Origin of the sequence: Pedobacter yulinensis (assembly GCF_003029735.1) — a bacterium.
GTDB lineage: Bacteria > Bacteroidota > Bacteroidia > Sphingobacteriales > Sphingobacteriaceae > Pedobacter > Pedobacter yulinensis.
The window spans coordinates 1143516-1155019 of record NZ_KZ686269.1; the positions used below are offsets into that span (position 1 = coordinate 1143516).

The following is an 11504-nucleotide window of genomic DNA, read 5'->3' on the forward strand; positions in this document are numbered from 1 at the left end:
ATGCGAGGATAATCGCCGCTTTACGTGAAAGTTCCTTGACAGGATCAAGTTTGACCGTGGTTTGCGGTTTCTTGTCGGGATTGGTTCTCATGGTGCATCAATCATGTTTGGTAGCTACCGACCGCTGGTTTGCCCTGGCCGCAAAAAGCAGCGCGGTAACCTGGAGCCAGATAAATTTGGGAATATGCAGCAACGCCCGAAAAATGCGCCGGTCGGTCTTGCCATGAGCCAGCGACAGCAGAAAACCGCCCACGAAACAGACGAAACCGGCCAGCCAAATGATCACAGCTGTTGCAGACACAAAGACATTAGCCAGCATACACACAATTGAGAGCAGCAAAAAGATAAAAAGCGGCGGGCGCAACAACACCAGGCCGAAAAGTAACTGATTCATGCGCAGCCTGAATAATCCCTGTCCCACCAGGCCAAATCCAAAATAAAAAAACGAAAACCACGTGTTGATCCAGCGTGACCGCTGGTTCACCAGCTGCCCTGCCTGTGTAGTTTTTTCATCGTAGACAACTGCCCGGTCCGCAAAGGCAATTCGCTTATTCATTCGCAGAATGCGGTTTTGCAGTACCTTGTCAAAGCCAGCTCCCTGCATGTCGAAACCGGCCAGGCAGTCCTGGTAAAGACGTGTTGTAAAAGCCATTCCTGAGCCCGCCAGCGTAGCGGAAGAGCCGGCGCCATACAATAACCGGCCATCATAGAAGTGGTAATAAATATCGCGGGCGGCGTCCAGGCAGGCCAGTGTGGTATTCAGGTTTTTTGGATCTCTTACCCCTTGCACAGCTTCATAGCCCCGGTCAAAGAAAACGTTGAGTTCGGCCAGGTAGGCTGGGTCGGCCAGATTATCGCTGTCTATAATTGTCAACCTGTTGTGCGGACGTACAAACCTGTTAATCGCATAAAAGTGTGAACGAACGTTGCCGGCCAGTACCTGTTCAGGCCAGAGGAGCACAACTTTTTCGTGCGAATAGTCAAAGCTGCCTGGTTTGCAGTTATCCAGCACCACGTAAACAATAAAATTCTGCTCATGCTGATCCAGGATGGATTGGATGGCTGCAGGCAGCTGGTGCGTTTGCTCATAGGCCGTAATGATCACAGCATAGTCTGCCGGCTCCGTTGGTACTGCGGCGACCGATCCGCTACCCACTGCTTTGCGCAGCAGGTAAAACCCATAAAGCAGCAGCGGGAAAACCAGATGGAACCCGATAAGCACTTGTATTATGATCCAGACAACCATCATGCGTTCACCTTATTTACGGCCGGCTGCTGTGCCTACCTTGTTCAGTACCCACCCTAAAAATTTCGGTTTCAGCGATTCCAGGAAGGCAACGTGCGCCTTCTTTTCCTCTGTAAGCGACTGATCTGCTTCGAATACCGAAACGACCGCATCGGCAAAATCCAGCCATTCGCGTGATTTGTCAATGTGTATCAGCGATGCAGTCTCGACCAGAATGATATCGAAATGTTCTTTGAGCACAGCCAGACGCTGGGTAACAGTTTTTGAATCAATGAGTTCCAGAAGAGACTTGTCTCCGCCCTGGTTGCCCAGCGCGAACACACTGCCTCTTTCGTTCGAAACCTGTCCCATCTCGCCCGACATCAGGTATTCTTCCAGCATAAGTGGCTGGCTCATGATTTTGGTCAGGCCGGGGTTGTGGAAATTTCCGTCGATGAGCAGCACCTTACGGTTTGTAACGGCAAAAGCGTAGGCCAGGCCGAGCGTCATCAGTGACTTGCCCTCGCGGTCGCCAATGCTGTTAACCATCAGCACCTGGCTGTCTGGCGACAAAAGCTGCATTTCACGCGCTACCTCGAGCCGTACAGAGCGAATCTGGTCTTTGAAACGCTGCAGATCGGCAGGCAGTGAGCGGCTTTCCCAGAGTGATTTCATTTGCAGGCTGCCTGCATCGATCCGGTTGAGTTCGCTGAGAACAGGCAGGCCGGTCTGATTGGCCAGGTCTTTCGCGTTGCGGATGGAACTATCAAAGTAATAGATTACAAAAAACACCACAAGGCAGAAGATCAGACTGATCACGCCGCTGATGATGACCAGCAGCATTTTTTTAGATGGTACAAGCGTTCCCGGCATCGCATCCTGTACAATCCGCAGTTTGCCCGAAAAACCGGATTCCATCTTGATCTGGTTGTAACGATTTAAGATTTCCAGGTACTCCTTGCTGGCCACTTCGATATCGCGGTCGTAACTTTGTACCACAGCCTCATTCGGCACGAGGGCGCTGAACTGCTTGTTGAGGTTTTCAATCGATTTGTTGAGTGATTGAACGCTGTATCTTGCCAGGTCTAGCTGGATTTCGAGCGTAACCTTCTGCTGGCGGAGGCTTTGCGCTGTACTGAGCGGGTTACCCACATAATTATCATTCACAGCATTGATCTGCCGGCTCATGACATTCTGCAGCGAGTCGATTTTTGGCTGGTACCATTCATCAAAATCATTCTCTACATACTTGTCATACAAGTTGCGCAGCTTTTCGCGCGTTTCTGTGATCTGCTGGTTCGGTCTGATCAGTGTGGACTCGACATATTCCCGTGCATTCGGCTCAAATTTGTTGTTGATGTTCCGGATGGCCCCCGTAAGCGAGGCCACGTCTTTTTCGGCCTCCTTTTTCTTCGACTCGAATGCCATCATTTGCCCGTATATACTCGAAGATTGCTCGCTGATGTTCAGTACACCATTTTTGATCTTATAATCCTGCAAACCAAGAATTTTATCGTTCATGGTTTTAAACTTCTGTTTCAACAGGTCTTCGAGGTATGCGACAGACCGGTTGTGGTTTTCACGAAGCAGGGCTGAGTAATAGGCCAGGAATTCATCGGCAAGCGTATTGATGACATATGCTGACAATTGTGGGTTTTCAGACTCGTACTGGATATAAATAAAATCGCTTGAACCCAACCTAAAAATGCTGAGCTTGTTGCGCAGGTCTGACTCGTGATACTGCATGGAATGCAGCAGGTCATCCAGGTTCTTTTGCTCGGGGTTAGTCAGGTTCAGGCTTTGTTTGGTACGGTATTTTTCTTTGAATACCGCTATGGCTTTGCGCCTGGCCTCGGGACTCAGGCCCTGCACCATATTGCTGGCCGAACGAAACGGCTTGCGCCCTTCCATGTCATTCAGCATGAGTCGGTAGGAAACCAGGTCAATGATTTTTTTAAGCCGCATCATTTCAATCAGATTGCTGAATTCCTGGTTAATCCGGTTCTCCTGCAGAACGTCTGCACCCAGGATACTGGGTACACTTTGGGTATTGTCTACGATACCTGTTGCGATCTGGACCTGTGAGGTGTACATGTCGGGCATTTTCCTGGTCAGGAAATAAGTAATGATGACGGTAATGATCGGAACCAGGATCAGGACATACCTGTTCTTCAGCAGCAGTTGTAAAAATTTTTTAAGCTCCATCTTATTTAACCTCCTCCAATCGTTTACCCAGCATTTCTTCCAGTGCAACTTTGGCTGTCAGGAAAGCGGCTTCGGCAGCAATCTTACCCTGCGCCTGGGCACTTACTGTTGTCATGGCGCTGTTGTATTCAGAAAATGTAGCAGCTCCTTTCTCGTATTTTGCACGCACATCTCTGAAGCTGTTTTGAATGTCAACAAGACCTTTTGTCTGAATGCGAAGCACTTCCAGGCTCTGGATATACTGGTAGTAACGCCGTTTTACCTCCGATTCGAGGGTCAGGATATACTCCTCACGGTTTGTCTGCGCAATGCGGTAATCGATTCGGGACTGCTTTACATTGTAAGGTTTCTGAAAAAGCGTTCCGATGTTCACACCCACCCCAAACTGGAAGCCGTTCAACAGAACCGGGCTCAACGTACTTCCAGATTCAGGAGCTCCGGTAATGGGATTTGTAACGGTTATGTTATTTTGAGGCTGTTTAACGTAAGACAGGTTAAAGAAATCGAGCCAGGAAACGCTCTGGCGGCCAATGTCGAGCTTGGCGCGCGCCACCTGGTCGTTGAAATTTTTCATGCGGGGATAATTTTCTTTCGCGGTAGCAATCAGTTTCTCCAGGTAAACCAGCGAAATTTCTCCCATCATGCTTTCCTGGGCACGTGCCAAGTGGCAAAAGGCTGAAAGTAGAGTAAAACAAACAATACTTCGGGTAGCAGATCTCATCAATAAGGAATATAATAGGTTATAAATATAAGGTTTTGCCGTAGAGAAAAACAAGTCTTCCAGGCAGCTTGGGTGGTGGCAAGTTTCAAGCCAAAGGCCCCGATAGGCTGGCAACGGTTCGATAAGTAGTGGTGCACGGATACTTGAACATAGGTTTCAGGCCGCCAAAGTAGGTAAAAAGCCCCGAAGAATGCTCCAGTTCATCGACAAAAACTACAGCCTCATGCCCGCTCAGCGGTCACAACACTGACATCGAGCAATTTGCCATGTGCCGGGCCAGGGCTGAAACCTACTCCCCTGCTGTTTATTTCATGCAGTCACAGACCGGAGCCATTGCTGTTGAAAATGCAGGGAGCCTATTTGAGGCACGTAACAGATTTTCCCCGTAAGACCGCTAAAAAACGAGGAATAATTTCCCCATATTTTGAATTTTGAGCGTTCCGCGGGCGATCAGCACAAAGCGAAAAAATTTATGGTGTTATTTTTTGCCCTGCGGATTGAAGGTCCCGTTCAGCTTTTCAGAATTGCCCTATTCGATCAATATCGACATTTCTTCCCGGTGACGCCACGTTTTTTCGGCAGATAGTTTTCATGGAATTATGTATTTTTACCTTGTAATCATACCCCTGTCTGTATAAGCGCGGCTACGCGACCAACAATTGCCTTGTAATGGCTCATGTTTTGCCAATAAGATGGTCAGTAAGATTACCTAAAATTACATTTACTAGATCATCATTATGGTAAAAAAGTTACTTCCTATTCTTCTGCTGTTTGCTTTTTTCAGTGCGCATTTCGCATCAGCCCAGCAGGCTACCTTTCCTTATGTATTCAGCTTCCGCAACTCTACGGCCCCTTATACAGAGTTCGGCGGTGAATCACCTGCGTTTCTGACGGCCGGCAAGGGCCCGATAGACGGCCCCAACGGCACCACAATTACCGATGCTGAAGGACAGGGCTTTCTCCGGTTAACCAATAACAGGGAATACCAAAAAGGCTACATCTACAACACAACGTCCTTTCCCTCGGTAAATGGCCTTAAGATCGATGTGGAGTATTACACGTATGGCGGCACGGGTGCTGACGGCATCTGTTTTTTTCTGTTCGATGCGGCAGCCACATCAAACTTTACGATCGGAGGATTCGGCGGCTCACTTGGTTATTCGCAGATCAACATCCCGCAGGGCCAGTCGGCCGGGGTCAGTAAAGGATACCTTGGCATTGGAATCGATGAATACGGTAACTTTTCGAATGCCAGCGAAGGACGGCAAGGCGGTGACGGGTTCCGTCCCGGGTCGATTACGCTCCGCGGAAAAGGCGATGGCATGGACTTCAACAACCCGAACAACTACAAGTTTCTGAAACGGTTCACCCCTGCCGATGAAGCAAACCCGCCTTTTAACCTGATTCCTGCAACAGGCGTCCGCAATACCAGCCTAACCGACCCGAACTACCGTCGGATAATTGTTGAACTGAAGCCCTCGGCCACTGTTGGCTTTGACATTACCGTGCGGGTCATTACCGGCGGGCCAACACCGGTTACACGGACCATTATCGACAACTATGCTTACCTTGAAGCGGCCCCGGCTAACCTGGCGTATGGCATTGCTGCTTCGACAGGCTTGTCTACCAACTTTCACGAAATCCGTAATGTGCGCATTGAGGAATACAACACTACGTATTCGACAGCGGCCGATATCACCATGTCGACCTGCCAGGGTTCCAGTGCAACGACGAACGTTGCCCAATTGGCCACGCCATCAACGAGTGGCGGCACAATTAATCCGGCCACGATTGACTTTGACCCCTACACTCCAAATCTGCAGCAAAGCCTGACTGTGCCCGGAAAAGGGGTGTTTACGGTGAATAACCAAACAGGCAGCATCATATTCACACCAGAAGCCGGCGCAACACCGGGAACCTTTACAGCCTCGTATACGATCAGGGACAACCTGGGCAAGTCTTCGAGTCCGGCTGGCATTACCGTTACCATGCAGGCGCAGGCCGCCGCACAAGCAGGTCCCGATCAAACCGTGGCAAAAACCACGGCTGCTCCGGTTGCCACCACCTTAGCCGCCAGCCAGCCCACAGCCGGCCAGAGCGGTACATGGACTGTTGTTTCTGCCCCTGCCGGTGCGCCCGCCCCCGTATTTGCCAGCACCACGCAGTACAATACCGGCGTATCAAATCTTTTGGGCGGCGAGTATGTGTTTCGCTGGACCGTGAGCGGAACAGGGACTTGTCAGGGTACAGACGATGTTAAAGTGACGGTGAACGAGGTATCAACACCCAAAATCGGCATTACCAAGGTTCTGCAGAACCTTACCCTGAATCAGGACGGCAGTTATTCTGCCCGTTTCCTGTTCACGCTTAACAACTACGGCAACGCTGCACTTCGCAATGTGAGCCTGCGCGATAACCTTGCAACAACATTTGCCGGAAGCACATTTACCGTAACAGCGAAAAGTGTGGTGAGCAATTCAAACCTGGTTATCAATAATGCGTACAACGGCACCAGCGAAACGGAATTGCTCGGTTCGCAAAGCACACTGGCTGTAGGCGCCAGCGGTCAGGTTAGTCTGGATATCCGCGTCACGCCATCCGTCTACCAGACCTACGAAAACACTGCAACCGCATCCGGCATATCGACAGCAGACAACACACCGGTAAGCGCGAATTCATCAAACAGCGCCACGCCGAGCCCCAACCTCAGCCCTTCGCCGACGCCCGTTCCGCTTGCCGCCCCTGCTCCGCGCATCGGCGTTACAAAGGCACTTCAGACACTTTCCTACAATCCGGACGGCAGCTACACAGCCCGCTTCCAGTTCACCGTAAGCAATTACGGCAATGTGGCCCTGCAGAGTGTAAGCCTGCAGGACGACCTCGCTGCAACTTTCTCGGGCAGTACATTTACAGTAGCAGACAAACGCATTTCAAACGGCGCCAGCCTGGTGATCAATACAGCCTTTAACGGAACCAGCAATACAGAACTGTTGAATCCGCAGAGTACACTTGCGGTGGGTGCAAGCGGACAGGTAACCCTGGACATCCGCATCACGCCAGCTGTATACCGCACCTACCAAAATACCGCTGTGGCTGCAGGCCGCGTAACGCCCTCAGGTACCCCTGTTACTGCAAACTCAGCCAATAGCGCGACGCCAGGTCCTGACCTTACGCCCTCACCAACACCGGTTCCACTAACCGCCCCGGCGCCGAAGATCGGCCTGACAAAAACGCTGGTTAGCTCGGTCAGAAACTCGAACGGCAGTTATACCATCCGTTACCAGTTCACGGTAGGCAATTACGGACAGGCTCCGATGAAAGAGGTTAGCGTAACAGACGACCTGGCTGCTGTATTCAGCGGCGCTGTATATACGGTCGTGGCCAAAAACGCAACCGGCACACTGGCCATCAACGATGCTTTTAACGGCGGCAGCAACAGGGAATTGCTTGCAGGCAGCAGCACTTTAGCCGTTGGCGCAACAGGACAGATCAGTCTGGACCTGAATGTGACCGCGACGAACCGCGACGGCACCTTCCTGAACACAGCCGTCGCCCGCGGCCTGTCAACGCTCGATAACACGCCAGCGACGGCTACTTCGGCCAACAGCGTTACCCCGGGTCCTGACCTGCCGCCCTCACCTACCCCGGTAGACCTGACTGTTCCAAAACCAGAGATCGGTCTTACAAAAGCAGTTACCTCGCTGGCCAAGGCCGCAGACGGCAGTTATAACGTGACCTTCCTGTTCAAAGCGAGCAATTTCGGGGTTGTTGACCTGGAAAAAGTGAGCCTGATCGACGACCTGGCCGATGTTTTTGCAGGAACGACATTCCGCGTCACCTCACTATCAACGGTCGGCAACGCGACCCTTAAGGTAAATAATGCGTTCAATGGAACTTCGGTTAAACAAATGCTCGATGCTTCCAGTACGCTGGCCGTTGGCGCTACCAACCAGATTGAGCTAAAACTTAATATCTTACCGGCCGAGAAAGAGGGAACATTCCAAAACACAGCAATTATTGAGGGTGCATCCGTTCTGAACGGAAACATCGCCTTCAAGCTGTCGTCAAACACGCTCACGCCAAGTCAGACGAACACGCCTTCCACGACCCCCGTCGAACTGAAAAAGCAACCTTTATTTATTCCAGGCGGTTTTTCGCCAAACGGCGACGGCATCAACGATAAGTTTATCGTAAACAATACCGGTAACCGCAAGGTGAGCCTCGAGGTCTTTAACCGCTGGGCCAACAGCGTCTACAAGAACACCACTTACGACAACAGCTGGGATGGTAAATGCAATGTCGGTCTGCACATTGGCTCCGACGTGCCGGCAGGAACCTACTATTATGTAGTGATCCTGGACGATACTGAAAAATATGTAGGCTATATCACGATTAACAGATAATTATGCGCAACTTCTTTAAAATCTTCCTTTTTATACTTGGATTGATCAGCACGGCACAAGCACAGCAGGATGCCATGTACTCACAATATGTTTTCAACATGATGGCCATTAACCCGGCCTACACCGGCAACCGCAACGCCATTTCTGCCTCGGCCTTTTACCGGAGCCAGTGGTCGGGCATTGACGGGGCGCCCCGAACCGGTAATGTCACCGTGCAATCGCCTTTAAATGGAGAGCGCATGGGCCTTGGTATCCAGGTTTTTGACGACCGCCTCGGCATAACCAGCACCACAGGTGCAATTGGCAGCTACGCCTACCACCTGACACTGAACAATGAGGCCAAACTTTCGTTCGGCCTGCAGGCCAGCGCCATGCAGTACAAAGCAAACTATGGCTCGGTAGATCTCGGAAGCGGCGCTGCGATCGATCCGGCGTTTAGCCAGAATGTAAGCAAAACCATAGCAAATGCGGGTGCGGGCGCCTTTTACCACACCGAAAAATTCTATGCCGGACTATCTGCGCTAGATCTGCTGCCCAATAAGCTGAACGAGAACACAGAACTCAGTGCCCGCCAGGTGCCGCACTTCTTTTTCACCACAGGGTATGTGTTCCCGGTAGGCGAAGATTTCAAGTTCAAGCCTTCAGTTCTCGTCAAGGCTGTCAAGGGCGCCCCGGTAGAGGGCGATATCCAGGCCACATTCTGGATTAAAGATTTCATCTCTGTCGGTGGCCTTTACCGCACCAATGCCGATGTATCCGGTTTACTGGGCATTCAGGTTAGTCCGCAGTTTTACCTTGGTTACGCTTACGATGCGAGCACCACTGCCCTCAAGCGGTTCAATTCAGGAAGCCACGAGATCATGATCCGTTATGAATTCAGCTTCGACAGGAATAAAATATTATCACCCAGATTCTTCTGATAAAGATCACATGACAAAGAAACTTCTCTCCATTTGTTTTTTCCTGACGATCGGACTCGGGGCGATGGCACAAAATTTCAGTGCGCCACAACCCAGGGAGAATGACATGGTCCTGAAAAAAGCTACGGATGCGTATGAAACACTGCAATATACCGCGGCCATCGATGCCCTGCTGCAGTTCAAAAAGAAATATCCTTACTACGTGCCGGCAACCGAAATGCTGGCAGAAAGTTACCGGCAGACGAAAAATTATGAACGTGCCCTGCACTGGTACGGGCAGCTGGTTACCGAAGATAAGGTGAAGCCTGAATGGGCTCTTCACTATGCCGAAGCCCTGGCCAACAACGAACAGTACGAGCTGTCAGAACAGTGGTACCGCAAATACCTGAATCTTGTTCCGTCAGACAAACGTGCGCAGGCTTTTGCCCGCACCGACGTGCGCCGGTTTACCAAAAATGCAGCCGACTGGCGGGTTTTTTACACCAATATCAACAGTCCTGCAACCGAGTATTCGCCAATTTATTACAAAAATGGCCTCATGTTCAGCAGCAACCGCACCGTGAACAGCGCGTATGTGTTTCAATGGGACCGCTCGGCCTTTACCGACCTGTACTTTATTGACAAGCTCGACCATGTACGGTTAGATACCGTCGAGATCAAGGAAAAAACATTGATGCCGGCCAGGAAACTGAACAGCCACATCAACAGCAGTTACCACGAAGGCTCGGCCATTATCCTGCCCGAAGGCTCGCTGATGTTTACCCGGAACAATTACAATGCGGGCCGTACGCGTACCAGCAGCACCGGCGTGAATAAACTCAAACTTTTTGTAGCCAAGGGCAAGGAATGGGATATCATTGAAGAATTTCCATATAACAACGATGAATACTCTGTAGGCCACCCCGCACTGAGTCCAAAAGGTGACGTCCTGATTTTCGTAAGCGACAAAAAAGGCGGATACGGCGGTACGGACCTGTATTATTCGGTCAGGACCGGACCGGAGGGTTTGTGGGGCAAGCCGGTAAATATGGGACCTAAGATCAATACTGAAGGCGATGAAATGTTTCCTTACTGGGATAAGGACAATAAATTGTACTTCTCCTCTACCGGGCATCCCGGTATTGGCGGACTTGACATCTTCGAAACCACACTGCGCGATATCAAACCAATGTACCCTCCGGTAAACCTGGGTAGCCCGATCAACTCGCCGGCAGATGATTTCGGCATGATTACCAACGACGAACGCGATAAGGGATTTTTCTCGTCCAACCGCACGGGGAATGATGACATTTATGCATTTGAGCATAAAGTGTTCAAGCTCACCCTGTCAGGCCTTGTCATCGATGCCCTGAGCCGTCAGCGGCTGTCAAACAGCCTGGTCGCGATTTCTGCAGACGGTGTTACACGAACCGTTACCACCGATGTCGATGGCCGGTTTAACCTGGAACTCGAAAAGGAAACCGATTACGATTTGCTTGCTTCCAAACCCGGATACCTGAACAACGGCAAATTCCTGACCACAACCGGCCTGCGGACCGATCAGAACATGAATGTTGTTATCGAACTGCACCGGCCAAAAACTGATCAGCAATGGGTTTTAGAACATTGCGATTCACTGAAACGCATCTTCCAGGCAGATCCGGTATATTATGACCTCGACAAGTACAACATTCGTCCCGATGCCCAGCCAAACCTGAATAAACTCGTTGCTTTGATGAAAGCGCATCCTGAAATGACTGTGATCACATCCAGTCATACCGATACGAGGGCCTCTGTAGCCTACAACAAGAAACTCTCACTGAACCGGGGTAATTCAGTGAAAAGTTACCTGGTCTCGCAGGGTATAAATGCCGGCAGGATCCGCGTCGAGTATTATGGGAAAAGCCACCTGGTTAACAATTGCAACGACCGGCCATGTACCGAGGCCATGCAGCAGCTTAACCGCCGCACAGAATTTGAAATCCTGGTTAACGGGGTTAACCTGACCAGGCTCGATTGCTCAAAATAACCAGTGCACAATATGTAATAAG

The 11504-nt window shown here is 50.7% G+C and carries 6 protein-coding genes; 3 read left to right on the forward strand and 3 right to left on the reverse strand.

What is annotated here, in order from left to right; all coding sequences use genetic code 11:
- Positions 1 to 97: 97 nt before the first annotated feature.
- From C7T94_RS12475 to C7T94_RS12485, 3 genes are read right to left on the reverse strand one after another with little or no spacing between them, the layout of a single operon-like run.
- Positions 98 to 1249 (reverse strand): glycosyltransferase, encoded by a 1152-nt coding sequence (locus C7T94_RS12475; protein ID WP_107215641.1) that lies wholly within the window; start codon positions 1247 to 1249, stop codon positions 98 to 100.
- A 9-nt stretch (positions 1250 to 1258) separates the two neighbouring features.
- Positions 1259 to 3430: a GumC family protein gene (locus tag C7T94_RS12480; protein ID WP_107215642.1), complete on the reverse strand. Its 2172-nt coding sequence runs from the start codon at positions 3428 to 3430 to the stop codon at positions 1259 to 1261.
- 1 nt (position 3431) lies between these two features.
- Positions 3432 to 4073, reverse strand: a complete 642-nt coding sequence (locus C7T94_RS12485) for a TolC family protein (RefSeq protein WP_162618670.1) — start codon at positions 4071 to 4073, stop codon at positions 3432 to 3434.
- Positions 4074 to 4888: 815 nt separating this feature from the next.
- Here C7T94_RS12485 and C7T94_RS12490 point away from each other — a divergent pair.
- From C7T94_RS12490 to C7T94_RS12500, 3 genes are read left to right on the forward strand one after another with little or no spacing between them, the layout of a single operon-like run.
- The gene (locus C7T94_RS12490; RefSeq protein ID WP_107215644.1) at positions 4889 to 8554 is read left to right on the forward strand and encodes a T9SS type B sorting domain-containing protein; all 3666 of its coding nucleotides are present in this window, start codon (positions 4889 to 4891) and stop codon (positions 8552 to 8554) included.
- A 2-nt stretch (positions 8555 to 8556) separates the two neighbouring features.
- Positions 8557 to 9474 (forward strand): PorP/SprF family type IX secretion system membrane protein, encoded by a 918-nt coding sequence (locus tag C7T94_RS12495; RefSeq protein ID WP_107215645.1) that lies wholly within the window; start codon positions 8557 to 8559, stop codon positions 9472 to 9474.
- Positions 9475 to 9484: 10 nt separating this feature from the next.
- Complete coding sequence (locus tag C7T94_RS12500; RefSeq protein ID WP_107215646.1) at positions 9485 to 11482, forward strand: OmpA family protein; 1998 nt, start codon at positions 9485 to 9487, stop codon at positions 11480 to 11482.
- Positions 11483 to 11504 lie beyond the last annotated feature (22 nt).

What these genes read in the sequence shown, in the direction of transcription:
- C7T94_RS12480 (WP_107215642.1), bottom strand. Translation starts at nt 3,430, where the DNA reads ATGGAGCTTAAAAAATTTTTACAACTGCTGCTGAAGAACAGGTATGTC.
- C7T94_RS12475 (WP_107215641.1), bottom strand. Translation starts at nt 1,249, where the DNA reads ATGATGGTTGTCTGGATCATAATACAAGTGCTTATCGGGTTCCATCTG.
- C7T94_RS12490 (WP_107215644.1), top strand. Translation starts at nt 4,889, where the DNA reads ATGGTAAAAAAGTTACTTCCTATTCTTCTGCTGTTTGCTTTTTTCAGT.
- C7T94_RS12485 (WP_162618670.1), bottom strand. Translation starts at nt 4,073, where the DNA reads ATGATGGGAGAAATTTCGCTGGTTTACCTGGAGAAACTGATTGCTACC.
- C7T94_RS12500 (WP_107215646.1), top strand. Translation starts at nt 9,485, where the DNA reads ATGACAAAGAAACTTCTCTCCATTTGTTTTTTCCTGACGATCGGACTC.
- C7T94_RS12495 (WP_107215645.1), top strand. Translation starts at nt 8,557, where the DNA reads ATGCGCAACTTCTTTAAAATCTTCCTTTTTATACTTGGATTGATCAGC.